Source organism: Massilia sp. TSP1-1-2, from assembly GCF_049896185.1.
Lineage (GTDB): Bacteria > Pseudomonadota > Gammaproteobacteria > Burkholderiales > Burkholderiaceae_D > Telluria_A.
In genome coordinates this window covers 88,745-111,417 of record NZ_JAFCTU010000005.1, presented here as the reverse complement: position 1 = coordinate 111,417, position 22,673 = coordinate 88,745, and the positions used below count along the sequence as shown (strand labels likewise).

Here is a 22,673-nt window from a genome sequence, read left to right as displayed (position 1 = left end):
CTGTCCCGCGAAGCGGTCGCGAACGATGAAGCTGTCGGCCCAGCTCAGGCCGCCGCAGCGTCGTCGGCCACGCTCAACAGCAGCGCCGCCAGCTCGGCCGGATCGACCGGCTTGACCAGATGGTGATGAAAGCCCGCTTCCTGGGTTTTGCGCCGGTCTTGTGCCTGGCCGTAGCCGGTAATGGCAATCAAGGTGGCGCACGCCATGCCCGGTACAAGGCGAATCTGCTGCGCCAGCTGGTAGCCATCCATGTCGGGCAAGCCGATATCGAGCAGGCACACGTCGGGCAAACGCGCGCGCGCCCGCGCCAGGGCTGCCTGCGAACTGTTTTCCGTCATCACTTCGTAGCCGCTGGCTTCCAGCAGCATCGAGAGCATCAGCGCCGCATCGGGATTGTCGTCGACCACCATGATGCGCAAGGCCCGTGCCGGCGTCCCGGCCGGGCGCTGCTCGTCGGGCTGCGCGTGTGCGTCGTCGCCATCGAGCAGCGGCAGGATCAGCGTAAATATACTGCCCAGGCCGGGCCCGTCGCTGGCGGCGAGCACCTGTCCGCCATGCAGCTCGGCCAGGCTCTTGACCACCGCCAGCCCCACCCCCAGGCCGCCCTGCCCCCGGTCCGCGCTGCGTGCGCCCTAAGTGAACAGGTCGAAAACATGCGGCAGCAGGTCGGGTGCAATCCCAATGCCGTTGTCGCGCACCTCGAGCTTGACGTGTGCGCCTTCGCGCGTCATGACCAGTGCAATCTGGCCGCCCTGCGGCGTATATTTGGCGGCATTGTTAAGCAGGTTGGTAATGACTTGCACCACCCGTTTCTGGTCGCCCAGAATGCGCAGCCGCTGCGGCGGCACGCTCACCGCCAGGCCGTGGCGGCGCGCTTCGATGGTCGGTCGCACCTGCTCGACGGCGTCGTTGACGATACCTTGCATATCCTGCGGATTTTTCTCGGTCGAGATCAAGCCGCGCGTCACGCGCGAGACGTCGATCAGGTCGTCGACCAGGCCGGTGATATGGCCCACCTGGCGGATGATGATGTCGGTGATGTCGCGCATGCGCGTTTCGTCCAGCCGCGCGTGGCGCAGCAACTGGGCCGCCGAACTGATGGGCGCGAGCGGATTGCGCAGTTCGTGCGCCAGCATCGCCAAAAATTCATCCTTGCGCCGGTGCGCTTCGCGCAGGTCTTCTTCGGCCTTCATGCGCTCGGTGATGTCGAGCGTGACGCCGCGCACCGAATGCACCTTGCCCGCTTCATCGCAGCGCACCTTGCCGCGGATGTCGAGCCACAGCAGGCGCCCGTCATCGGGCCGCTTGAAGCGCACGATCTACTGGTAGCCGCCTTTGTCGGCAATGGCGCGCGCGCGCGAACGGATCAGGCGCGCGGCGTCTTCGGAATGGATGGACTGGGACATGAGGTCGATATTATTTTCGCTGCGGCCCAGCACCAGCGCCGCATTGTCTAAAAAGTCCATCCGGCTAGAGGCGACGTCCCAGTCCCACACCAGCATGCGCGCCGCGTTCATGCCGTCGGACAGGCGCTCGGCGCTTTCGCGCTGGGCGAATTGGGCGGTGACCGCATCGGTGACGTCGTGGCCCTGCACGAAAATCCCGATGGCCTTGCCATCGTTGCCGAACACCGGCTGGTACAGCATGTCGATATAGCGCTCCGACACCGGCCCGCCCGCCACCGGCTGCACGCGCAGCTTGATGCCGCGCCCGACAAACGGCTCGCCGGTGCTGGTGACCCGGTCGAGCAGCTCTTCGTAACCCTGGCCCTGTACTTCGGGCAGCGCCTGCCACACCGGTTTGCCGATCAGTTCGCGGTGGCCCACCAACTGGTAATAGGCTTCATTGACCATTTCGAACACGTGCTGTTCGCCGGTCAGCACGGCGATAAAGCCGGGCGCCTGGTTGAACAGGTTGCGCAGGTGGCTGCGCTCGTCGTTGATGATGCGGCTCATCGCCTCGTGCATCTGGGCGTGCGTGAAGTGGTCGGCCACGCTGCGCGCCGGTGGCGCCGTCTCCACGGCAGCGACGTGCGAGGTACGGTCGAAGCGGTACAGATCGGTTACGTCGATCGCGTTTTGCGCCACAAAGGCGACCTTGCCGTCCGCACCCTTGACCGGGGTGTGCACCGTGCTCCAGAAGCGCTCATCAAATACCTTGCCCTGCGCCGTTTCGCGCGGCACCGAGTAGCGCAGAAAGGCCGTGGTAAGCGGCTGGCCGCTTTCAATGGCATACAACAGCGAGCTGCGCACTTCCTCGATTGCGGTCGAATCGGGATCGTCCGGGTTTTGCGGAAAAGCGTCGAACACATAGCGCCCCAGCAAGTCGCCCTCGATGCGCCCGGTCGCGCGCAGGTAGGCGTCGTTGACGCCAATGATGTTCAGCTCGAGGTCCATCACGAGGTAGAAATAAGGCGAAACGCGAAACAGCGCTTGAAAGTCGGGCAGAGGATTCATCGCGGAATTGTCTCATACGCAAGCGTGCGCACAAGGGCGCTTGTTGTCGTTTTACACCACGACGGCGCGTGAATATGCCGCTGCGCTTAGTCTTACGCGCAGAGCGCAAATCTTCCGACGGGCGCGTGGGTGAACATCCGATGAATCACGGTCGCGCTGATGGCTAAGATAAACCTACCTGAACAATTTCTAGGAGCACAGCATGAACAAAAACAACCAGGCCGGTGGCCACAACACGCCACAAGGCGGCAACAAATCGGGCTCGTCAGGCAAAGACAAAGCCGGACAGCAGAACCAGCAGTCAAGTTCCAGTGGCAACCAGGGCGGCGCGCGCCAGCAGGCTGACGGCGGCAAACAAGGCCACCACGTGAACCCGGCCGCGCAGCAGGCCGGTTCGCAAGAGCCAAAGGGCAACCAGGGCGGCAAGTAAGCCAACTGTTGATCTGGCGAGGTCGGTGGGGGTCGCGTTTTGCGAAACGCGGCCCTTTTTTCAGTCCAGCTCGATCAGCAAAGGCTGGTGGTCGGGGCCGAAGTTGCCCGGCATGACGCGCAGCTCGCGCACGCGCGGCGCCAGGTCGGCGCTGGCGAAGATGAAGTCGCTCGTAAAAGGTACGGTGCGCTCGTCATGCAGGCAGACGGTAGGCGCGTGCGTCAGCGCGGGATGGCGCACGCGCCACGCATCGCGCATGGCCGGCACGCCATCTTCGTACGGGTCTTGCAGGCGCAGGTACTCGGCTGAACCGGGCAAGAAATTGAAGTCGCCCGTAAGCAGTGCCGGCATGGCGCGCGGTACCGCGCAAAAAGGCCCGTTGTCGCTGTCGCCCGGGCGCGTGGCTGCTGCGTGCAAGCAGGCGTCGCGGTGCAGTTCGCGCAAACGCTCCACTTGCGCCGCGCGCTGCACAAGCGAAAAATATTCAAGATGGGCCGTGCTTACGCGCAGCAAGCCGCGCGCTGTGTCGAGTGTGGCTTCAATGGCGCCGCGCTGCATGCTCATGACGGCGGCATCGGCCGGCCAAGGCAGCGCATGGCGCAGCACCTGCACGACCGGAAAGCGCGAAAAAATCATGTTTCCAAATAGTAGCCTGGCGTCGCCCTCCCCCTGCGTATCGGTGGCTACGCCGGCAAGGGGCGTGTAGCCATGCAGCAGGCGCGCCAGTTGCATGAACTGGTTGCCGCCGTCGGCGCCCGGCAGATCGGTATAGCCGGACGAGACTTCCTGCAGGCAGAGTACGTCAAAGTCGGCCATGTGGCGCAGGTCGGCCACCACGCGCGCGATGCTGCAAGTGTCGCGCAGGCCATGCCCACGCTGGATATTCCATGAAAGCAGTTTCATCTTTGCCCCTCCCAAACGGACAGGCTAGCCCAGCGCTATGCAGTGGGCATGAGGCACATCATTTGTTCGCGGAATAGAAAAACAGGCAGGCGGGCACTGTCCACTTGGCAAGACCACGATATCGCAAATACAACACCATTCGCGTCATTTCTTGTTGAAAAACAAATTACGAATTGACAATAATCATCGAAGAACGATAAGTTAGTGGGAAGCGCCTGCAGTCTGCTTGTTGCAGCCGGCCACGAAGCCATGGCGAGACCAACTACCGGGACCATACGATGAAAACAGCTTTCAAGCGCATCTTGGCCGTTGCAGCGCTGGTTATGGCAGCGCCGATGGCGACCGCGACGGTTCTCAATTTCGATGACCTGACCGGTATCGGCGCGATGAGCTCCTATGGCGGCTTCACTTTCAGCGACTGGAATTATTACGACTTCGCGCAGTCCCCCTACAACCCGGCGTCGGGCCAGACCCGCCTGTTCAGCTTGAGCAACAAGAACGACTTTGGCAGCGCCACCGCATTTACTTTCGAAGGCGCCAGCCTGGCCGGCGACGCGCGCGTGCTCGTGCATTTCAACATGTTCCGCGGCGGTGCCCTGGTCGGCTCATCGGGCACGCTGGAAGTGTCGGACCGCCCGACCTTCCTTTCCAGCGGCTATGCTGGCCTGGTGGACCGCGTCACGGTCTTTAGCAACAAACCCGAATACTTCGTCATGGACGATCTGACCTTTAACGCCGCAGTGGCCGTGCCGGAACCGGGCAGCCTTGCGCTGCTCGTCGCTACCATGGCTGCGATGGCTGCGATGGCTGCGATGGGCTGCGTGGCGGGCCGCCGCAAGGCATCAGCGCGCGCCGTTCCCCAGCAAGCCATCCTGGACGACGGCCTTTGTTCGCCTCGCGGTCCCGGTCAATCCAGCTTAAGGCGGCTGCGCGCGGCCGCCAGCAGGGCGACATCGTAGGGATGCAGGTTTTCGAGGAACAGCATTTCGGCCTGTGCCGGGTCGTCCAGGCACATTTCGAGCATCACCGGACCATCTTCCTCGACGCCCAGAAAATCCTTGCTCCAGCGATTGTTGCGATGGGTGCGCAGGACGTCGCAGCCCAGTTCCGCCAGCGGCGCGGCAACGCCGGCGGCCACGGCCGCCAACTGCCATTCATCCCAGAATTGCACAGATTTCGCGAGATCGTTCATGGTTGTCCAATAAGTAAAACTGCAATAGAAAAAGGGCCACACCTCGCGATGTAGCCCTACAATTCTGGCTCCCCGACCTGGACTCGAACCAGGGACCTGCGGATTAACAGTCCGTCGCTCTACCAACTGAGCTATCAGGGAAAAGAGGCCGCATTATAGCGGCCCGGCAGCAATATTAGAAGTAGTAATTGCCGAAAAGGCCGACATGATTGCCGTCGAATTTGTAATTGGTGCCGCTCACCGTGTACTTTTCGCGGACGTAGCGTATTTTCACGCCAGCACTAGGGGAAAACATGTACTCAACTTCCCCCAGCGCGCCCGTGGTGTTGTCGAACTCGGTGTCGTAGCCGTCAATCACGCCGCTGCTCTTGAGGCGCACGTTGGTCACGTGGCGAATACCGGTGCCGAAGCGCCATTTTGGCGAGACGTGGTAATAGCCGATGACTTCGATCGGATAACGGCGGAAATGAATGTCGCCATTCTTGGCGGTCGAATTGTCGACGTGAAAACCAACGTTCCCCTGCACCGAAAACTGCTCATTGATGCGATGTTCAACACCAACCGTGAAGGCGACCAGGCCGCCCGAATGGATGGTCTGGCTCGAGCCGTCGGTAAATTCGGTCGTCGCAATGTCGTCGCCGCCGCCGGTGATACCCATGCCGATCATGAAGTGGGTCTTCTTGACTGCCAGGCGCGCAGGCTGTTGCTGCGGCTGTGCGCTCTGAGGCAATTGTGCCTGCTGCGCCGGTTGCGCCGACAGGGGAACACCGTTTTGCATGTCGGCATTCTGGGCTTGGGCCGCGCCGATGGAGGCGATGACCAGGGCGATCGAAAGAAAAGTAGTTTTCATGGGAATATAAATGGAGAAATTGGCGAGACACTAAGCTTGTGTTTTGTCCATGCGCATCATGATAAGGAGTTACTTACCTGCAAGCAAATTTAACTATTGCACTTGTAGCAAATTGCCGACAAACAGATACAGGCGCTGCCGATAGCAGCGCAATAACAAAAAAGGCCACGCTTTTCAACGTGGCCTTTCAAATTCTGGCTCCCCGACCTGGACTCGAACCAGGGACCTGCGGATTAACAGTCCGTCGCTCTACCAACTGAGCTATCAGGGAAAAGAGGCAACATTATGTACTTCCCAGATTGCACTGTCAAGATGATGACATTCGCACAAAGTGTTGCCGTACTTCCTGATGCCTTTCGAACCGCGCAGTGCGCGATCCGAAGAAGCAAGATTTTAGAGGACTTTCGCAATCGCGTCAATGACGCGATCAATATTTTTCGAATTGAGCGCGGCAATGCAAATGCGGCCGGTGTCGATCGCATAGATCGCATGCTCGGTGCGCAAACGCTCGACCTGCTGCCGGGTCAGCCCGGAATACGAAAACATGCCGACCTGCTCGCGCACGAATGCAAAGTCGTGTTCGGGAGCCTGTAGCCTGAGTTTTTCAACGAAGGCCGTGCGCATCTCCTTGATCCGCACGCGCATGCCGGCCAGCTCGTCTTCCCACAGGGCGCGCAATTCCGGCGAAGTGAGCACGGTGGCGACCACCTTGCCGCCATGGACCGGCGGGTTCGAGTAGTTGGTGCGCACCACGCGCTTGAGCTGCGAGAGCAGGCGCGCGGCCTCCTCGGCGCTCGCGCCCACCACGCTGAGCGCACCCACGCGCTCGCCGTACAGCGAAAAGGATTTGGAAAAGGAATTGGAGACCAGCAGCGGCCCGCCGGCTGCGGCAAACTTGGCCACGACCGCGCCGTCGGCTGCGATGCCAGCGCCAAAGCCCTGGTACGCCATGTCGAGGAACGGCACCAGGCCGGCGTCTGCCACGGCGGCGACGACTTGATCCCACTGGGCCGCGGTGAGATCGGCGCCGGTCGGATTGTGGCAGCATGCGTGCAGCAGCACGATGGCGCCGCGCGGCGTGGCCTGCAGGTCGGCCAGCATGCCGGCAAAGTCGACGCCGCGGGTGGCCGCGTCGTAGTAGCGGTAAGTTTGGACGGTGAAGCCGGCGCTTTCGAACAGCGCGCGATGGTTTTCCCAGCTCGGGTCGCTGATGTAGACGCACGAACCGGGCGCAAAGCGCTGCAGGAAGTCGGCGCCGATTTTCAGTGCACCCGTGCCGCCGATGGCTTGCACGGTGACGGCGCGCCCGTCTTGAATAATCGGGCTGCCGGCACCAAATACCAGCTCTTGCACCGCCTTGTCGTAGGCAGCCAGGCCTTCGATCGGCAGGTAGGTGCGCGGTGCTTGCTGTTCGATCAATATTTCTTCAGCTTTGCGCACGCAGGCGAGCAGCGGCACTTTGCCGTTGTCGTCATAATAGACCCCGACGCCAAGGTTGATTTTCGCTGGATTGGTGTCGGCGTTGAACGCCTCGGTGATGCCCAGGATCGGGTCGCGCGGGGCCATGTCGATCGCGCTGAACATACTGGCGGAAGCTGTGGAAGTCATCTGGATAAAAGGGTTGTCGGCTGTGGTTGTATAGACAGCGGACCCATATGAACATTGGGTCCGTTTGCGGGACCACCATTCTAACAAAGGTCAGTACCCATGGCAGAACTATCAATTGCAACCGAGAGCGCGCCGAACGTCATCACGTTCCCCGGCTCCCCCTTCAAGCTGCACCAGCCGTTCGCGCCGGCGGGCGACCAGCCCACCGCCATCGCCGGCCTGATCGAAGGCATCAACGACGGCCTGTCGTTCCAGACACTGCTCGGCGTGACCGGTTCCGGCAAGACCTACACCATGGCCAACGTGATCGCCCAGGCGGGCCGTCCGGCCATCGTGTTTGCGCCCAACAAGACGCTGGCCGCGCAGCTGTACTCGGAGTTTCGCGAATTCTTCCCGCAAAATGCGGTCGAGTATTTCGTCAGCTACTACGACTACTACCAGCCCGAAGCCTACGTCCCGCAGCGCGACCTGTTCATTGAAAAGGACTCGTCGATCAACGAGCATATCGAGCAGATGCGCCTGTCGTGCACCAAGAGCCTGATGGAGCGGCGCGACGTCATCATCGTGGCTACCGTGTCGGCCATTTATGGCATCGGCAACCCGAGCGAATACCACCAAATGATCCTGACGCTGCGCGCCAAGGACAAGGTCGCGCAGCGCGACGTCATCGCGCGCCTGATCCAGATGCAGTACACGCGCAACGAAGTGGACTTCGGGCGCGGCACCTTCCGCGTGCGCGGCGACACCATCGACATTTTCCCGGCCGAGCATGCCGAACTGGCGATCCGCCTCGAGATGTTCGACGACCAGATTGAGTCGCTCCAGCTGTTCGATCCGCTCACCGGGCGCGTGCGCCAGAAAATTCCCCGCTTTACCGTCTACCCCGGTTCGCACTACGTCACGCCGCGCTCCACGGTGCTGCGCGCGATCGAATCGATCAAGCTGGAACTGGCCGACCGGCTCGAGTTTTTCCGCAAGGAGAACAAGCTCATTGAAGAGCAGCGCATCGAGCAGCGCACCCGTTTTGATCTGGAGATGATGGCCGAAATCGGCTTCACCAAAGGTATCGAGAACTATTCGCGCCACCTGTCGGGCGCCATGCCGGGCGAGCCGCCGCCAACGCTGGTCGACTACCTGCCCAAGGACGCGCTGATGTTCCTCGACGAGTCGCACGTATTGGTCGGGCAGCTCAACGCCATGTACAACGGCGACCGCTCGCGCAAGACCAACCTGGTCGACTATGGTTTCCGGCTGCCGTCGGCGCTGGACAACCGCCCGCTCAAGTTCGAAGAATTCGAGGGCAAGCTGCGCCAGACGATCTTCGTCTCGGCCACCCCGGCCGAGTATGAAAAAACGCACTCCGACAATGTCGTCGAGCAGGTGGTGCGCCCCACCGGCCTGGTCGACCCGCAAGTGATCGTCAAGCCGGCCCTGTCGCAGGTCGACGACCTGATGTCCGAGATCCAGGACCGGGTCAAGAAGGACGAGCGGGTGCTGGTCACCACGCTGACCAAGCGCATGGCCGAGCAGCTCACCGACTACCTGGGCGACCATGGCATCAAGGTGCGCTACCTGCACAGCGACATCGAGACGGTGGAACGGGTCGAGATCTTGCGCGACCTACGTCTTGGCACCTTTGACGTGCTGGTCGGGATCAACCTGCTGCGCGAGGGCCTGGATTTGCCGGAAGTGTCGCTGGTGGCCATCCTGGACGCCGACAAGGAAGGTTTCCTGCGTTCCGAGCGCAGCCTGATCCAGACCATCGGGCGCGCGGCGCGCAACATCAATGGCGTGGCGATTTTGTATGCGGACCGGGTCACCGATTCGATGCGCCAGGCGATCGACGAAACCGAGCGGCGGCGCGCCAAGCAGCAGGCGCACAACATCTTGCACGGCATCACGGCAGTGGGCATCAAGAAGCAGATCAAGGAGCTCATCGACGGCGTCTACAGCCCGCAGCAGGCGCGCGAGCATATGGAGACCGAAAAGGAAACCGCGAAGATCGAGTCGATGAGCGAAAAGCAGATCGGCAAAGAGATCAAGCGGCTCGAAAAGCTGATGCTCGACCATGCGCGCAACCTGGAATTCGAAAAGGCGGCGCAGGTGCGCGACCAGCTGCACGTGCTCAAGACGCAAGCCTTTGGCGCGCCGGGCACCGACAACGTCGTCTCGATTCTGGGCAAATGAAAGTCAAGCGCATCGTTGCCAACGTCGGCACCGGCGACCCGGCGCGGGCGCAGGTCTTTTACCAGGACGTGCTCGGCCTCGAGCTGTTGATGGATCAGGGCTGGATCAGGACCTACGGGTCCGAGCAGTCCATGCGCTTGCAGCTGAGCTTTGCGTCGGAAGGCGGGGCGGGCACGGCCGCACCGGCGCTGTCGATCGAAGTCGATGACGTCGATGAAGCATGCGCACGCATGGGTGCTGCCGGCTTCATGGCAGAGTACGGCCCGGTCGACGAACCCTGGGGCGTGCGGCGATTTTACGTGCGCGATCCGTTTGGCCAGCTGGTCAACATCCTGGCTCACCAAAGCGCGGCGCCTGGTGGGGCGGAAAAGCGCTAGCGCATTGCGCCAAGGGCAGCGTCACCGAGACATTAGCCATGGCGGAATGCGCTGCGCTTTTCCGCCCTACTTGTTCGCGCAGCTGGCTAAAATCCTTGTCCAGAAGCACGGCGTCCGGTAGGGCGGAAAAGCGCTAGCGCATTCCGCCAAGGCGAGCGTCATGGAGACACTAGCCATGGCGCAATGCGCTGCGCTTCCCCCTACGTGTTCGCGAACTGATTAGCGAAATGCCCCGGGAATTGCTTCGGCAAACGGATACATACCGAAGTATGGCTTGGCTTGCTCCAAGACGCGCGCCACTGACGGGCGCGCCATCAGCCTGTCGAAGTATGCCCGCAATTGCACGCATGCATCGGGGAACGGCTGCACCGTGCCGGCGTAGAACAGCGCCGGCGCCGCCGCGCAATCGGCCATCGAAAACGCGTCCGCGCCCACCCAGGTGCGCCCCGCCATGCGCTCGTCGATCATGTGGTATGCGCTGCCCAGCGCCGCGCGCTGCGCTGGTAAGTCGCCGCCCGCTGCACGCAAACGGTCGAGCACGATCTCCTGCATCGGCCCCTGCACATGATGGTCGAACACCCGATCCCACAGACACACGTCGAGCGCCGCTTCCCACTGCCGCGGGATCAAGATGTGCGGCGCCGCGTGGTGATGGTCCAGGTATTCGATAATGACCGAGCTCTCGGCCACGGTGCGTCCGCGCGCATGTTCGTTCAATACCGGAAACTTCATCATGGGCCAGAGCGCCCTCAGCGCGGCCCGGTCGGCATCATTGCCTAGGTCGATCAAGCGCGGTTCGAACGCCGTCCCGAGCTCGTACAGCGCGACCAGCACTTTGTGGCAGTACGATGCCAGCGGGTGGTAATACAGCGTGGGCGACACCGGTTTCCTCCTGCGATGGCAACAAACGTCATGCTTGCATCAATGGCCGGCCAGCGCAAGCACTGCACCTACTTACGCGTCTTCTTTACATTTCCTTTACAGCTAAGCCCCTAGTCTTTACGACATTTTTAACGGCCCTTCGCTAAGCTAGACTTCCCTGCAAACAAGGAAGCGAGCCATGATCAGAAAAATTTTTGTCGTCAGTGCAGTACTGGCCGCAGGCGCCGTCTCGCTTGCCGCCGCGCGCGTATTTATCGCGCCCGCCATGGGTGCGGCCACCGTGGCGCAACTCGATGCATCCGACTCCGCCTACCACCTGTCGATGTTCCTGCTGTACCTGTCGTCCCTGGCGCCGCTCGTCATCACCTGCCTGTTCGCGCTGGCCCTTCACCTGATGCTGCGCTCAAAAAAATGAAATCACTCACCCTGACCCGTTTAGCGCCGATTGCCGCCCTGCTGCTTGCAGGCTGCACCCCTCCCGAAGTGGTTGAAATCAAACCCAACGAAACGGCCTTCCTGATCCAAATGGACGGCAACAGCAAGACCCAGAAAGCCTTCATGTCGGAAGACTATCTGGCCGAAAACAAGGTCGCGTCCAAGCGCGTGGTCATTGCCTACGTGGGCGTACCGGGCGGCGGCTTTCGCCAGCGCGTGCTCGCCGCCAAGCTGATCACCGTCGACCGCACGCCCGTCACGCGCGAATGGACCCGCTCGAACAAGACCGGCACCAGCATGTCGAACCAGGCCATTTCGGTCGAATCGCGCGAGAGCATCGATTTTACCGTCGGCGTGGTGATGACAGCCTCGGTGCCGGAACAGTTGGCGGCGAAATTTCTTTACCACTACGCCGGCACGCCGCTGTCGAGCATTGCCGACACCAACATCCGCGGCTTCGTGCAGGCGGCCCTGTCGCGCGAATTCGGTTCGCGCGAACTGGATGCGGCAAGAAAAGACAAGGCCGCCATTTTCGCCAAAGTGCTGCAAGAAACGCGGGACACCTTCACCATCAAAGGCATTTCCATCGACAACCTGGGCTACTCGGAAGGCATGACCTACGCCGACCCGGCAATCCAGAAATCCATCAACGAAACCTTTGAAGCGAGCATGGCGGTGCAAAAGGCCGAGCAGAAAGTGCGCGAGGCTTACCAGTTGCGCCTTGCGGCCGAAGAATTTGTCAAAGCGAAGGATGCGTCAATCGCGAAAATCGACCTCGACATCCGCCAGTTGCAGGCGCAAGCGCAGCTGGAATCGGTGCGCAAATGGGATGGCCATCTGCCCGCCAATGTCGTCCCGCAGGGGTCAAGCATGCTGTTCGGGCTGGACAAGCCAGCGGGACGCTAGTGTCCTGAGTTGGAAGTTCGTTGTTTATAAATATTCGGAAATCGCCGAGAGACAAGGAACAAAAGCGGAGCAAGGCCGAGGCCTTGCGAGCATTTTTGACGCAGTATCGCGGGGATTCTCGGGATATTTATACACGAACTTCCAACTCGGGACACTAGCATGCAGTCCAAGACTCGCCCACGCTACTCCATCGCGCGCAGCGTCGATGCGCTGCGCATCGCGATCCCCGTCAAACGCAACTGGCTCGCCATCGTCGCTACTTGCGGCTGGCTTATGCTGGTCGCCGGTGCAGTGCTGGGCGGACATGAAAAACACGCCGCCACCGGGGGCAAGGTCGTGCTGTGCCTGATGCTTGCCTATGGCCTGTTGCTCTTGCTGTGGCAGCTGTTCGGCCAGGAAGTGATCATCGATGACGGGGCCGCCCTCACCTACCGGATTGAATTGTTTGGCTCTGGCTACAGCCGCAACTATGCCACGGACCGCATCAGTTCTCTGCGTACGATCGATTTTTCAGTCAGGTGGTTCAGCTGGCGGCGCGACCGGCTCCCGCCCTTCTGGGGCGAGCGTGCCGGCCCCATCGCCTTTGACTGCGGCACGCGCGCGGTCTGCATCGCCCCCTCGCTCACGCCGGCCGAAGCGCAGGAAGTGCTGGCGATCCTCAAGCAGCGCTTGCCTGCCGGCGCGTTCGCCGCGCGCGCCAGCACTGCGCAATAACACCGCACACGGCCAGTGGCGGCGCCCCGCTGGCCGGCCACCGGCATGTGGCTTATTGCGGCGCCGGCGAGGTCGTCACGAGCGTGCGCTGCACCCAGCCGCCGGACACGTTTTCGCCATCGATCTTGACGAAGCCGTCGCGCTCTTCGCCGGTGGCAATGGCTTCTTCCGAACGCTTGAGCGAGCCCATCAATTTGCTGCTCGAACGTGGTTCGCTGTACACCTTGACCGATGCCAGGCGCGCATACACGCTGGCGCCGCCCGCCACCGGCGTGCCTTCGCGGGTCGATGCGGCCGCATTTACGCGGCTGGCCGCGCTGCTGGACTTTACCAGGCTCGGCTGGTTGCGGATGGTGTTGACGATGCGGTTGTAATTGTCGAGCAAGCTGGCGGCGACCATCTTGCCTTCCGGCGTATTGGTGTAGCCGCCCAGGCTGGTGTAGCCACCGCCGCCCCAGTTCCAGCCCGACACGCCAAAGTCCGTCTTCTTGGCCATGCCTTCGGCCGCCGCCACCTGAATGCCGGAGCGCACGTCGGCGATCAGCAGCGAAGTCTGCGCTTCCTTAAACTTGATGTTGCCGGCGATACCGCCCACGATGCCGCCCAGGCCGCCGAGGAAACGCCCGCCATAGCTGCTCAACGCCGCCCCCATGCCGCCGGTGTCGCCGGCGGTAAATTGCACGCCCGGCGTCATCACGAAGTCAGCCGCCTGCAACTGGCCCTGCCCTACGTTCGAGCCAGCCAGCACTTGCCCGCCGGCGGCCAGGGCGCGCTCTTCCTGCAAGTTTTGCATGGCCACGCCGCGCTCGACGACGGTGAAGCAATGCGATTGCTGGATCATGATGCGCAGCAGCGAAATCGGCGAACCGAGACCGTAACTTTGCAACTGGTGCTGGCTGGCGCCCTGATTTTCGCTCACCGCGATCGTGCCCAGCGGCCGTTCGCAGCGCTCAACATTGCTGCTCGTTTCCTGAGCGTGGACCGGAAGGGCGGCGGCGGCGACCGCAAAAGCTAGGGCGAAAGATTTCATGTTGGACCAGGAAGAAAGTTGTAAACCTATAATTTTAGCAACAATTTTCATGCTGGCTGTATATATCTTGCTATTATCGCCAAGGAGGCAAAAAAGCCACAGGCATCAAGCGCTGCGCGGCTCGTCTGCATTGTGACGCGCGAGCTGCCGGTAGGCCACGGCCGATGCCGCCAACAGCAGCACAATGGCAATGTAGGAAAACAGCCGGTACGGGTTTTTGGCGATGCTGGGAACGGCGTTCGAGGGCATGCTGGCCGCATCCATGTGCAGGTCGTAGGTGGCGCCGATGACCAGTTCACTATCGTTGATGGCATTGGTCAGGTGCAAGCCCTTGCCGCCCCGGTGCACCGTCATTTTTCCGTCGCGCCATACGAAGGTACGGCGTTCGTCGCCGGTCAGCACCGTGCCTACCACGTGTCCGCTGCTGTTGATGTCGCTCGCGTAGCTGTTGCCGTAGCCAATCATCGCACCAAGGTCGATCATGCGCTTGCCGTCATGGACGAAGGCATGCCACTGGCGGTTCGGCATTTCCGAGGCGCCGACGACCATGCCGGCGTCGTTGATCGCCGTGGCCGAGCTCAGGCGGCCGCCCAGCGTGCCCAGGTCGCGCATGCCCGCCACGGGGCTGTAGACAAAGGCGTGGCGGTAGTCGTCGGCAGTGGCGGCGGTGCCAACCACCTGCCCGTGATTGTTCATGCCGCTCGCGTAGCTGACCTTGCCGCCCAGCGTGCCCAGGTCGGTCAGCGCGTCCCCGCCTGCGTAGGCAAAGGCGTGCCACTCGCCTGCCTCGGTATCGGCAAAACCGACGGCCTCGCCGGCGTCGTTGATCGCCATGCCATAGCTGCTCGGCCCGCCCAGCGTGGGCAAGTCGCGCCGCCCGTTCACGCGGTCGAACAAAAAGGCGCGCCAGGTGCCATCGCTCTGGCTGGCAGAACCAACGATTTCGCCGCGCTGGTTGATGCCCTTGGCATCGCTGTACTGGCCGGCGCGCGCGGCCAGCTCGGTCAACACGCCTTTTTCAAACAGCACGCCGCGCTGGCGCCCGGCTTCATCCTGCAGCACGGCGGCGACCTGGCCGCGCGCGTTCACATCGAAGGCGATGGTTGACTCGCCAGCGCGGGTGGTAATGCCGAGCGAACGGGTGGCCGTGGCGGTAGCAGGGGCCACGGGCGTTACCGTGGCGCCATCGGCTGCAACTGCGTGGCAGCAAGACACGGATAGGAAAATGAGGGCGTGAGGCAGTGCAAAATGCATGGTTTGTCTCCGTTTTTGTATGGAATGCCGCCTCGGCCAGCGCGAAAACGTTGACAAAGCGATCTCCAGGAACTATACGGTAAGACTGCGATTTAAAATACACAATTTTGCTATCATATAGCAAATATGCCTACCAAGAGATGGATAGAGGCGGACTCCGGCAGTTACAGCGATTTGACGAAGGCGCGTATGCCCGCCAAAAACATCTCGACCGCCATGGCACTGAGAATGAGCCCCATCAAGCGTTCGAAGGCCGTCATGACCTGCGGGCCAAGTTTTTGCTGCAAGCGCTCGGCGCTCAGGAACACGGCCAGCCAGACCAGCGCGACGGCGGTCAAGGCGCCCACGTGCAGCACGATGTCGGCAGCCGTTTCCGACGAGAACAGCAGCACGGTGGCCAGCGCCGAGGGTCCGGCGATCGCAGGAATGGCCAGCGGCACGATGAACGGCTCGGCGCCGCCCTCCTCGCTCACGCCGAACGGGCCGCCCGGCTGCGGAAACACCATGCGCAGCGCGATCAAAAACAGGATCACGCTGCCGCCGATGCGCAGCGAAATTTCCGACAGTTGCATGGCGGCGAGCAAGTGGCGCCCAAAGAACATAAACAGCAACAGCACCACGAACGCGATCAGGCATTCGCGCACCACCACCTTCCAACGCCTTTCCTTGGGCACCTGCGCCAGGGCGCTGACAAACAGGGGCACGTTGCCGAACGGGTCGGTGACCAGGATGAGCAGGATGAAGGTCTGGATGAAGGTTTGGGTCATGTGAAAGTGGCGGGCGGGATTTGCCTACGGTAGGTTTGTCTACCTGATGCACGATCACACTCGGGTAAAAAGGGCGACCATATTATCACGAGGAAACTTTTACACCTATTCGCGGAGCCTGGGCTACCAACAATACAACGCTGCGCACAGTTGCAGAAGGGCATTGCACTACGCTGGCGCGCCGCTGTGTATGATTATCGGTAGTGACCGATAGTTACCGATAATTACCGGTTAACTCCTTTTTGTTACTCAATTTAAGTTACTCAACATGCAGGCAGCACCGCGCTTCGCAATCATCTTGATGCTGTGCTCGCTATGGTCCGCCGGCCCGGCGCCCGTGCGCGCCGCGGACTCCCAGCCGGAGCGCTGGTCCACGCTCACTCACAGCGCTTTCAGGCACATCGCCGCACCCGGCGGGGCCAGCAGCAACGTCATCGTCCAGGATCTGAACGGTTTCCTTTGGCTGGGCACCCAGGCTGGCCTGATGCGCTGGGATGGCTACACGATGCGGCGCTACAGCGCCGACAACCAGCGCTCGCACGCCCTGCCCGACGGCTACATTCTCAGCCTGCATATCGACCCGCGCGGACGCCTCTGGATCGGCACCAGCGCCGGCGGCCTGGCCCGCTACGACGCCGAGCACGACAATTTTGTACGCTACCCGGCCGGACCCAAGGGCGTGAGCGACACGCGCGTCTCGGCGCTGGCGGGCGACGGCGCCGGCGGCGTGTGGATCGGCACTGGCGCCGGGCTGGACCACATGGGCGCCGACGGCGTGCTGCAACGCGCCGGCAGCGGCGCGCCCACCATTGCCGGCGCCGACCTGCCGCAAGGCGGCATCGAGGCGCTGCTGCGCGACCGGCGCGGCAATCTGTGGATCGGTACACGCCACGGGCTGTTGCGTCGCAACGCCGGGGACAGTGCCTTACTGCCCGTGGCGCTGCCGAGCGCCACCGATACGGGAGCGGCGGCGGCAATCAGCACCCTGTACCAGGACAGCGCCGGACGGGTCTGGGCCGGCACCCGCAGCACCGGCGCGTTCACCATCGCCGAAGGCGCCAGCGTCGCACAGCCGGTCCGGGAAGGCGGCCCCACGCCCAGCATCGAGCACGAGCGCGTGCTGTCGATCGTCGAGGTGGCGCCCGACCAGGTCTGGCTCGGCACCGAAGGCATGGGCATCATGGCGATCGACCCGGAGAGCGGGGCCACGCGCCGCATCCGCCACCAGCCGGACGTGCCCGACAGCCTCACTGACAACGAAGTGGACGCGCTGTTTCGCGAACGCAGCGGCATCATCTTCGCCGCAACCACCAGCGCGCTGAGCCAGTTCGACCCGCATCCGAAAGCCATGGTCACGCTGCGCCAGTCCGGCGCGCCGCTGGACGGCGCGCTTAGCATCCCCAGCATGCTGATGCGGGCCGACGGGCGCATGTGGCTCGGCGTGTCGGGCGGGGGCGTGCACATGGTCGATCCGCTCAGCGGGGGCACCGGCTACCTGGCGCCCGGCCCGGTGCCTTCCGGTTCGGGCTTGCCCAGCGGGCGCGTGCTGGCCATGGCCAACGGGCCGTTCGGCGAAGTCTACCTGGGCACCCAGCAAGGCCTCTACCGCACCGACGCCAATGGCGACAAGCCGGTGCGCGTCAAATTAGCGCCGCGCAGCGCCGACGGCGCGGTCTGGACGCTCGCCTTTCACAACGGTGCGATGTGGATAGGCGGTTTGGACGGGCTATGGCAATTTGCGATGGAAGGCGGCGTGCCGGGCAAGGCGCTGCGCCACGACACCAACAGCCTGGGCGACACGCGCGTCACGGCGCTGCTGCCGCTGGCCGACGGCGCGCTGTGGATCGGCACCAGAGCCGGCCTGGCGCGGATCGACGGCGCCAGCGGCAAGCTCGAACGGCTGCCCACCAGCGCCACGCGCGCCGACACCCTGCCGCCCGGCTATGTGTCGTCGCTGCTGCTGGACCGCCAGCAGCGCCTGTGGGTGGCCATTTTCGGCGGCGGCGTGGCCGTGCTCGAGAAAACCGGCGTTGACGGCAGGCGCGTGTTCCGGCGCCTGGGCAGCGCCCAGGGATTGCCCTATATGGGCGTCAATGCGCTGCTCGAAGACCGCGCAGGCATGATCTGGGCCAGCACCGATGACGGCCTGGCCCGGATCGACCCGGCCACCTTCGCCGTGGCTGCCTTCGGCGCCGCGCAGGGCGTGCACATCCTGTCGTACTGGACCAATTCGCGCAGCATGACCGACCAGGGCGAACTGCTGTTCGGCGGACTCACAGGGATGACGGTGGTGCGGCCCGAGCGCGTGGCGCCGTGGACTTACCAGGCCCCGCTGGTGGTGACGGAGGTCTCGGTGAACGACAGGCCGCTGCCGGAGGGACGCTTCAACGGGACGCCGGGCGCAGTCGGGCACACTGCGGGAGTGATCGAGATCACGCCGCAGGCGCGCGAACGGGGCTTCGCGCTGGCCTTTGCGGCGCTCGATTATTCAGCGCCCGAAAAGAATCGCTACGCCTACCGGCTGCTCGGTTTCGACGCGAACTGGATCAGCGCCGACGCCGGCGCGCGCCGGATCAGCTATAACAACCTGCCGCCGGGCGACTACACGCTGCAGCTGAAAGGGTCGAACCGCGACGGCGCCTTTTCGCCCATGCTGGAAGTGCCGGTGCGCGCGCTGCCCGCCTGGCACCAGACCATCGCGGTGCGCATGCTGTTCGCGCTGCTTGTCGCGGCGCTGCTGGCCGCATTGCTGGCGGCGCTGGTGCAGGGGCGCACTGCCCTGCTGCGGCGCCGCCAGCGCGAGCTGGAAAAACAGATCGGCGAGCGCACCGCCGAACTGCAGGCCAGCCAGCGCCAGTTGGAAATTTTTGCCTACGCCGATCCGCTCACCGGCCTGCCCAACCGGCGCTGCTTCAACGACGAATTGCGCCACATGGGCGCGCGCGCGCTGCGCGAGCAGCACAGTTTTACGCTGCTGCTGATCGACCTCGATCACTTCAAGCAAATCAACGACACGCTGGGCCACGACGCGGGCGACGCGCTGCTGATGGAAGCGGCCAGGCGCCTGCAGTTGGCGGTGCGCGAGTCCGACCGGCTGGCGCGCCTGGGCGGCGACGAATTCGCGGTACTACTGCCGCAGACGGGCGACGCGGCCACGGCGGCGGTCATTTGCGACCGGATCGTGGCCAGCATGGCCGAAGCTATCATGTTCGGCGAGCAGCGCATGCAGATCAGCGCCAGCGTGGGCGCGGCGGCGTCGGGCGAAGTGGGGGGCGACCTCGACGCCCTGTACAAGGCGGCCGATGTGGCGCTGTACGAAACGAAGCATCGGGGACGCAATGGGTGGAGCTGGTACCGGGCGCCGGGTTCGTAGCCAGGCTGGTTTCGCGAGAGCGACGCTGTCGCAAAAAGGGGCAACGGTAGAGCGAAGTCACATGGTCCTGTGAACGCCTCGTAGGGCGGAAAAGGGCAAGGCCCGCATTCCGCCATGCGTCTCGGCGGCGCTTCTCGGAATGCGACATACGCGACAACCGACCCTTTGCAACAGCTTCGTCCGCGAGGAGGACGTGACTGCAAAAAAACGGCGGAGGATCTGTCTGATCGTCCACCGTTGTTGGCTCGTTGTTGGCTCGTTGTTGGCTCTTTGTTGGCTATTACTGCTCGAATTTCTTCATCCATGCCGCCAGCTGGTGCGGGCGCAGGCCGTCGTAGTCTTCGAACGGCTGGTGAATCCACGGATTGTGCGGCAGCTCTTCCAGAAAATAATCCGGACGGATCGACGAACAGCCCTTGAGCCAGATGACGGCCGATTTGACTTCGGTCACGCCTTCAAAATTGTCGGCCAGGTGACGGGTAACCTTGTCGAGCGTGACGCCCGAATCGGCCAGGTCGTCGACCAGCAAAATCCTGCCGGCCAGCGGGCCCTTGGTCATCGTCATGTACTTGGCGATATCCAGGTCGCCGCGCACGGTGCCCGCTTCTTCGCGGTAGGAGCTAGTCGACAAAATCGCCAGCGGCACATCGAAGATGCGCGAGAACACGTCGCCCGGGCGCACGCCGCCGCGCGCCAGGCACAGTACCTGGTCGAACTTCCAGCCCGATTCATAGACCTTGAGCGCGAGGCGCTCGACAAGCCGGTTGTACTCGTCCCAGGAGACCCACAGGTCATTCTGGGTCGATGGTGGGGTTGTCATGTCAGCTCCTTATTCGAATGGGTGGCGCAGGACGATCGTCTCGACCCGGTCCGGACCGGTGGAGACCATATCGATCGGCACGCCAACCAGTTCTTCGATGCGCTTGATGTAGGCGCGCGCGGTCGCCGGCAGGTCGGCCAGCGACTTGGCGCCGACGGTGCTCTCCGTCCAGCCCGGCATCTCTTCATACACAGGCTGGCAGCGGCCCGCGTCTTCCGCGCCCACCGGGAAAATGTCGACGTCGCGTCCATCGAGCTTGTAGCCGGTGCACAGCTTGAGCGTTTCCACGCCATCGAGCACGTCGAGCTTGGTCAAGCACATGCCGGAGACGCCATTGATCTGGACCGAACGGCGCAGCAGTGCCGCGTCAAACCAGCCGCAGCGGCGCGCGCGGCCGGTGACGGTGCCAAATTCGTGGCCGACCGACGACAAATGGTGGCCGACGCCGCCATCCGTTGGCAGCTCGGACGGGAACGGACCGGAGCCCACGCGCGTGGTGTAAGCCTTGGTGATGCCCAAAATGTAATGCAGCATGCCGGGACCGACGCCGGCGCCGGCCGACGCATTGCCCGCCACGCAGTTCGACGAGGTCACGAACGGATAGGTGCCGTGGTCAACGTCCAGCAAAGAGCCTTGCGCGCCTTCGAACAGCAGGTTGCCGCCGGCCTTGTGCGCCGCGTACAGCGCGGACGAAACGTCGCCGACCATGGGTTTGAGGCGCGGGACCAGGGCCATCGCGTCGTCGAACGTTTTCTGGAAGTCGACCGCGTCGGCCTTCAGGTAATTGGTCAGCACGAAGTTGTGATAGTCGAGGTTTTCGCGCAGCTTTTCGGCGAAGCGCTCTTCATTGAGCATGTCGGCGATGCGAATGGCGCGCCGTGCCACCTTGTCTTCGTAGGCCGGGCCGATGCCCTTGCCGGTGGTGCCGATCTTGTTCACGCCGCGCGCCATTTCACGCGCCACGTCGATGGCGACGTGGTACGGCAGGATCGCGGGGCACGCTTCGGAGATTTTCAGGCGCGACGCGACTTCCACGCCGATCGCTTGCAGCTTGTCGATTTCACGCATGATGTCCGGCACCGACACCACCACACCGTTACCGATGTAGCAGGCCACGCCTTCGCGCATGATGCCCGACGGGATCAGCTGGAGCGCCGTTTTCTGGCCCTTGATGACCAGGGTATGGCCAGCATTGTGCCCGCCCTGGAAGCGCACCACGCCCTGGGCGTGATCAGTGAGCCAGTCGACGATTTTTCCTTTGCCCTCATCGCCCCATTGGGTACCGATGACAACGACGTTCTTTGCCACGTTTTTCTTTGACATCACACTTAGCCTAAGTTTTTAAGAATCCAGTTACTCTCTTCGAGGACGAGTACGCGATCGCACTCGAACTCGTCCTGCTCATTGTCGTGACCCGGCAAACTCTGGATCACCACTTCGCCGCTCTTGCGCAGAGCGGCGATGACGTCACGCAGCTCGGGGGCATTGCCCCACGGAGCGCGGATCGAATGTTTGCGTTCGGCCGTCGGCAACAGGCGCGCCAATTCGCGCAAGTCGAGCGAGAAGCCGGTGGCGGGACGGGCCCGCCCAAAAGCTTCGCCGACGTGATCGTATCGCCCGCCGCGCGCCACCGCATTCGGCAGGCCCGGCACGTACAGCGCGAACATGGCGCCCGACTCGTAGGCATAGCCGCGCAGGTCGGCCAGGTCGATCGCCACTTCGGCGCGGCCAAGGGCGGAACCTGCGAGCGCGGCAAGTTCGGCCAGCGCGCGCGTGATGCCCGGCAGCGCGGGGAGCACGGCGCGTGCCTTGGACAGCACGTCGATGTCGCCGTACAGGTTAGGCAGCGCGAGCAGCGCGGCGCGCGTGTCCGACGCATAGCCGACGCTCAGCGCTTCAAGCCCTGGCGTGTCCTTGGCGCGCAGCAGCGCATACAGCGCCGCCTCGTCCTTGCGGGCGGCGCCGTCGTGTTCAAGCAGCGCGCGCACCAGGCCCGCGTGCGACAGGTCGAGTCGCACGTCGGGAAAGCCTGCCATGGCCAGCGAAGCGAGCGCCAGTTCCTGGATCTCGGCGTCCGCTTCGAGGCCGGCGTGGCCGTAGATCTCGGCGCCGATCTGCAGCGGCTCGCGCGTGGCGTGCAGGCCGCTGGGGCGGGTGTGCAAGACGCTGCCGGCATAGCACAGGCGCGTGACGGAGTCGCGGTTGAGCAGGTGGGCGTCGATGCGCGCGACCTGGGTCGTCATGTCGGCGCGCAGGCCGAGCATGCGCCCCGAAATCTGGTCGACCAGCTTGAAGGTGCGCAGGTCGGTGTCCTTGCCGGCGCCGGTCAGGAGCGACTCAAGGTATTCAAGCAGGGGCGGCATTACCAGCTCGTATCCGTACAGACGGAAGTTATCGAGCATCAGGCGGCGCAACTCCTCGATCTTGCGCGCTTCGGAGGGCAAGACATCGGCGATATGTTCGGGCAGGAGCCAGTTCGGCATGGGCTG

At 63.2% G+C, this 22,673-nt stretch carries 20 protein-coding genes, 2 tRNA genes and 1 pseudogene; 8 read left to right on the top strand and 15 right to left on the bottom strand.

Features of this window, described 5'->3' with window-relative positions; translation table 11 throughout:
* Window positions 1-44: 44 nt before the first annotated feature.
* Both ACP7BV_RS06075 and ACP7BV_RS06070 read right to left on the bottom strand, forming a co-directional pair.
* Window positions 45-1,193 (bottom strand): annotated as a pseudogene (locus tag ACP7BV_RS06075) (hybrid sensor histidine kinase/response regulator).
* Window positions 1,194-1,319: 126 nt separating this feature from the next.
* On the bottom strand, window positions 1,320-2,456 hold the full coding sequence (locus ACP7BV_RS06070) for a PAS domain-containing protein (protein WP_426102548.1): 1,137 nt from the start codon (window positions 2,454-2,456) through the stop codon (window positions 1,320-1,322).
* 202 nt (window positions 2,457-2,658) lie between these two features.
* On the opposite strand from ACP7BV_RS06070, the gene ACP7BV_RS06065 reads away from it, so the two are divergent.
* On the top strand, window positions 2,659-2,886 hold the full coding sequence (locus tag ACP7BV_RS06065) for a hypothetical protein (RefSeq protein WP_426102546.1): 228 nt from the start codon (window positions 2,659-2,661) through the stop codon (window positions 2,884-2,886).
* Window positions 2,887-2,946: 60 nt separating this feature from the next.
* Here the strand turns inward: ACP7BV_RS06065 and ACP7BV_RS06060 are convergent, their stop codons facing one another.
* Entirely contained in the window at window positions 2,947-3,789 is an 843-nt protein-coding gene (locus ACP7BV_RS06060; RefSeq protein ID WP_426102544.1) for an endonuclease/exonuclease/phosphatase family protein, read from the bottom strand.
* A 278-nt stretch (window positions 3,790-4,067) separates the two neighbouring features.
* On the opposite strand from ACP7BV_RS06060, the gene ACP7BV_RS06055 reads away from it, so the two are divergent.
* On the top strand, window positions 4,068-4,748 hold the full coding sequence (locus tag ACP7BV_RS06055; RefSeq protein WP_426102542.1) for a hypothetical protein: 681 nt from the start codon (window positions 4,068-4,070) through the stop codon (window positions 4,746-4,748).
* On the opposite strand, the gene ACP7BV_RS06050 is transcribed toward ACP7BV_RS06055, so the two are convergent.
* The 5 genes from ACP7BV_RS06050 to ACP7BV_RS06030 form a co-directional block, all read right to left on the bottom strand.
* Window positions 4,697-4,981 carry a hypothetical protein gene (locus ACP7BV_RS06050; RefSeq protein WP_426102540.1) on the bottom strand — a complete coding sequence of 95 codons (285 nt, stop codon included), beginning with the start codon at window positions 4,979-4,981 and terminating at the stop codon, window positions 4,697-4,699. The genes ACP7BV_RS06055 and ACP7BV_RS06050 overlap by 52 nt on opposite strands.
* Window positions 4,982-5,046: 65 nt before the next feature.
* Window positions 5,047-5,122: transfer RNA gene (locus ACP7BV_RS06045), tRNA-Asn, on the bottom strand.
* 34 nt (window positions 5,123-5,156) lie between these two features.
* Complete coding sequence (locus ACP7BV_RS06040) at window positions 5,157-5,831, bottom strand: hypothetical protein (protein WP_426102538.1); 675 nt, start codon at window positions 5,829-5,831, stop codon at window positions 5,157-5,159.
* Between the two features lie 195 nt (window positions 5,832-6,026).
* Window positions 6,027-6,102 (bottom strand) — tRNA-Asn (locus ACP7BV_RS06035).
* 122 nt (window positions 6,103-6,224) lie between these two features.
* Window positions 6,225-7,439 (bottom strand): amino acid aminotransferase, encoded by a 1,215-nt coding sequence (locus tag ACP7BV_RS06030; RefSeq protein WP_426102536.1) that lies wholly within the window; start codon window positions 7,437-7,439, stop codon window positions 6,225-6,227.
* Window positions 7,440-7,538: 99 nt separating this feature from the next.
* Between ACP7BV_RS06030 and uvrB the strand changes: the two genes are divergently transcribed.
* Both uvrB and ACP7BV_RS06020 read left to right on the top strand, forming a co-directional pair.
* A complete protein-coding gene (gene uvrB / locus ACP7BV_RS06025; protein ID WP_426102534.1) occupies window positions 7,539-9,626 on the top strand; it encodes an excinuclease ABC subunit UvrB in 2,088 nt (695 codons plus the stop codon).
* On the top strand, window positions 9,623-10,003 hold the full coding sequence (locus tag ACP7BV_RS06020) for a VOC family protein (RefSeq protein WP_426102532.1): 381 nt from the start codon (window positions 9,623-9,625) through the stop codon (window positions 10,001-10,003). The genes uvrB and ACP7BV_RS06020 overlap by 4 nt, the downstream gene beginning before the upstream one ends.
* A gap of 219 nt (window positions 10,004-10,222) precedes the next feature.
* Here the strand turns inward: ACP7BV_RS06020 and ACP7BV_RS06015 are convergent, their stop codons facing one another.
* The gene (locus tag ACP7BV_RS06015; protein WP_426102530.1) at window positions 10,223-10,885 is read right to left on the bottom strand and encodes a glutathione S-transferase family protein; all 663 of its coding nucleotides are present in this window, start codon (window positions 10,883-10,885) and stop codon (window positions 10,223-10,225) included.
* Between the two features lie 178 nt (window positions 10,886-11,063).
* On the opposite strand from ACP7BV_RS06015, the gene ACP7BV_RS06010 reads away from it, so the two are divergent.
* The 3 genes from ACP7BV_RS06010 (at window position 11,064) to ACP7BV_RS06000 (ending at window position 12,940) form a co-directional block, all read left to right on the top strand.
* Window positions 11,064-11,300 carry a hypothetical protein gene (locus tag ACP7BV_RS06010; RefSeq protein WP_426102528.1) on the top strand — a complete coding sequence of 79 codons (237 nt, stop codon included), beginning with the start codon at window positions 11,064-11,066 and terminating at the stop codon, window positions 11,298-11,300.
* On the top strand, window positions 11,297-12,226 hold the full coding sequence (locus ACP7BV_RS06005) for a hypothetical protein (protein WP_426102526.1): 930 nt from the start codon (window positions 11,297-11,299) through the stop codon (window positions 12,224-12,226). Before ACP7BV_RS06010 ends, ACP7BV_RS06005 begins: the two co-directional genes overlap by 4 nt.
* Before the next feature lie 159 nt (window positions 12,227-12,385).
* Entirely contained in the window at window positions 12,386-12,940 is a 555-nt protein-coding gene (locus ACP7BV_RS06000) for a hypothetical protein (RefSeq protein ID WP_426102524.1), read from the top strand.
* 52 nt (window positions 12,941-12,992) lie between these two features.
* Here the strand turns inward: ACP7BV_RS06000 and ACP7BV_RS05995 are convergent, their stop codons facing one another.
* From ACP7BV_RS05995 to ACP7BV_RS05985, 3 genes are all read right to left on the bottom strand, one after another.
* Window positions 12,993-13,970, bottom strand: a complete 978-nt coding sequence (locus tag ACP7BV_RS05995) for a CsgG/HfaB family protein (RefSeq protein WP_426102522.1) — start codon at window positions 13,968-13,970, stop codon at window positions 12,993-12,995.
* Window positions 13,971-14,075: 105 nt separating this feature from the next.
* Entirely contained in the window at window positions 14,076-15,224 is a 1,149-nt protein-coding gene (locus ACP7BV_RS05990; RefSeq protein WP_426102520.1) for an HAF repeat-containing protein, read from the bottom strand.
* 164 nt (window positions 15,225-15,388) lie between these two features.
* Window positions 15,389-15,991: a MarC family protein gene (locus ACP7BV_RS05985; protein ID WP_426102518.1), complete on the bottom strand. Its 603-nt coding sequence runs from the start codon at window positions 15,989-15,991 to the stop codon at window positions 15,389-15,391.
* Between the two features lie 268 nt (window positions 15,992-16,259).
* On the opposite strand from ACP7BV_RS05985, the gene ACP7BV_RS05980 reads away from it, so the two are divergent.
* The gene (locus ACP7BV_RS05980) at window positions 16,260-19,364 is read left to right on the top strand and encodes a diguanylate cyclase domain-containing protein (protein WP_426102516.1); all 3,105 of its coding nucleotides are present in this window, start codon (window positions 16,260-16,262) and stop codon (window positions 19,362-19,364) included.
* A 280-nt stretch (window positions 19,365-19,644) separates the two neighbouring features.
* On the opposite strand, the gene ACP7BV_RS05975 is transcribed toward ACP7BV_RS05980, so the two are convergent.
* Genes ACP7BV_RS05975 through ACP7BV_RS05965 form a run of 3 tightly spaced genes read right to left on the bottom strand, consistent with a single transcriptional unit; the run spans window position 19,645 to window position 22,667 of the window.
* A complete protein-coding gene (locus tag ACP7BV_RS05975) occupies window positions 19,645-20,184 on the bottom strand; it encodes a phosphoribosyltransferase (RefSeq protein WP_426102514.1) in 540 nt (179 codons plus the stop codon).
* Between the two features lie 9 nt (window positions 20,185-20,193).
* Window positions 20,194-21,507, bottom strand: coding sequence for an adenylosuccinate synthase (locus ACP7BV_RS05970; RefSeq protein WP_426102512.1), 1,314 nt, complete (start codon window positions 21,505-21,507; stop codon window positions 20,194-20,196).
* A gap of 5 nt (window positions 21,508-21,512) precedes the next feature.
* On the bottom strand, window positions 21,513-22,667 hold the full coding sequence (locus ACP7BV_RS05965) for an ATP phosphoribosyltransferase regulatory subunit (RefSeq protein ID WP_426102510.1): 1,155 nt from the start codon (window positions 22,665-22,667) through the stop codon (window positions 21,513-21,515).
* Window positions 22,668-22,673 lie beyond the last annotated feature (6 nt).

Excerpts from the sequence above, each read along its gene's own strand:
- ACP7BV_RS06070 (WP_426102548.1), bottom strand. The coding sequence starts at position 2,456 with ATGAATCCTCTGCCCGACTTTCAAGCGCTGTTTCGCGTTTCGCCTTAT.
- ACP7BV_RS06055 (WP_426102542.1), top strand. The coding sequence starts at position 4,068 with ATGAAAACAGCTTTCAAGCGCATCTTGGCCGTTGCAGCGCTGGTTATG.
- ACP7BV_RS05985 (WP_426102518.1), bottom strand. The coding sequence starts at position 15,991 with ATGACCCAAACCTTCATCCAGACCTTCATCCTGCTCATCCTGGTCACC.
- ACP7BV_RS06065 (WP_426102546.1), top strand. The coding sequence starts at position 2,659 with ATGAACAAAAACAACCAGGCCGGTGGCCACAACACGCCACAAGGCGGC.
- ACP7BV_RS06010 (WP_426102528.1), top strand. The coding sequence starts at position 11,064 with ATGATCAGAAAAATTTTTGTCGTCAGTGCAGTACTGGCCGCAGGCGCC.
- uvrB (WP_426102534.1), top strand. The coding sequence starts at position 7,539 with ATGGCAGAACTATCAATTGCAACCGAGAGCGCGCCGAACGTCATCACG.
- ACP7BV_RS05995 (WP_426102522.1), bottom strand. The coding sequence starts at position 13,970 with ATGAAATCTTTCGCCCTAGCTTTTGCGGTCGCCGCCGCCGCCCTTCCG.
- ACP7BV_RS06060 (WP_426102544.1), bottom strand. The coding sequence starts at position 3,789 with ATGAAACTGCTTTCATGGAATATCCAGCGTGGGCATGGCCTGCGCGAC.
- ACP7BV_RS05965 (WP_426102510.1), bottom strand. The coding sequence starts at position 22,667 with ATGCCGAACTGGCTCCTGCCCGAACATATCGCCGATGTCTTGCCCTCC.
- ACP7BV_RS05970 (WP_426102512.1), bottom strand. The coding sequence starts at position 21,507 with ATGTCAAAGAAAAACGTGGCAAAGAACGTCGTTGTCATCGGTACCCAA.
- ACP7BV_RS06030 (WP_426102536.1), bottom strand. The coding sequence starts at position 7,439 with ATGACTTCCACAGCTTCCGCCAGTATGTTCAGCGCGATCGACATGGCC.
- ACP7BV_RS05980 (WP_426102516.1), top strand. The coding sequence starts at position 16,260 with ATGCAGGCAGCACCGCGCTTCGCAATCATCTTGATGCTGTGCTCGCTA.
- ACP7BV_RS05975 (WP_426102514.1), bottom strand. The coding sequence starts at position 20,184 with ATGACAACCCCACCATCGACCCAGAATGACCTGTGGGTCTCCTGGGAC.
- ACP7BV_RS06020 (WP_426102532.1), top strand. The coding sequence starts at position 9,623 with ATGAAAGTCAAGCGCATCGTTGCCAACGTCGGCACCGGCGACCCGGCG.
- ACP7BV_RS06005 (WP_426102526.1), top strand. The coding sequence starts at position 11,297 with ATGAAATCACTCACCCTGACCCGTTTAGCGCCGATTGCCGCCCTGCTG.
- ACP7BV_RS05990 (WP_426102520.1), bottom strand. The coding sequence starts at position 15,224 with ATGCATTTTGCACTGCCTCACGCCCTCATTTTCCTATCCGTGTCTTGC.
- ACP7BV_RS06040 (WP_426102538.1), bottom strand. The coding sequence starts at position 5,831 with ATGAAAACTACTTTTCTTTCGATCGCCCTGGTCATCGCCTCCATCGGC.
- ACP7BV_RS06050 (WP_426102540.1), bottom strand. The coding sequence starts at position 4,981 with ATGAACGATCTCGCGAAATCTGTGCAATTCTGGGATGAATGGCAGTTG.
- ACP7BV_RS06000 (WP_426102524.1), top strand. The coding sequence starts at position 12,386 with ATGCAGTCCAAGACTCGCCCACGCTACTCCATCGCGCGCAGCGTCGAT.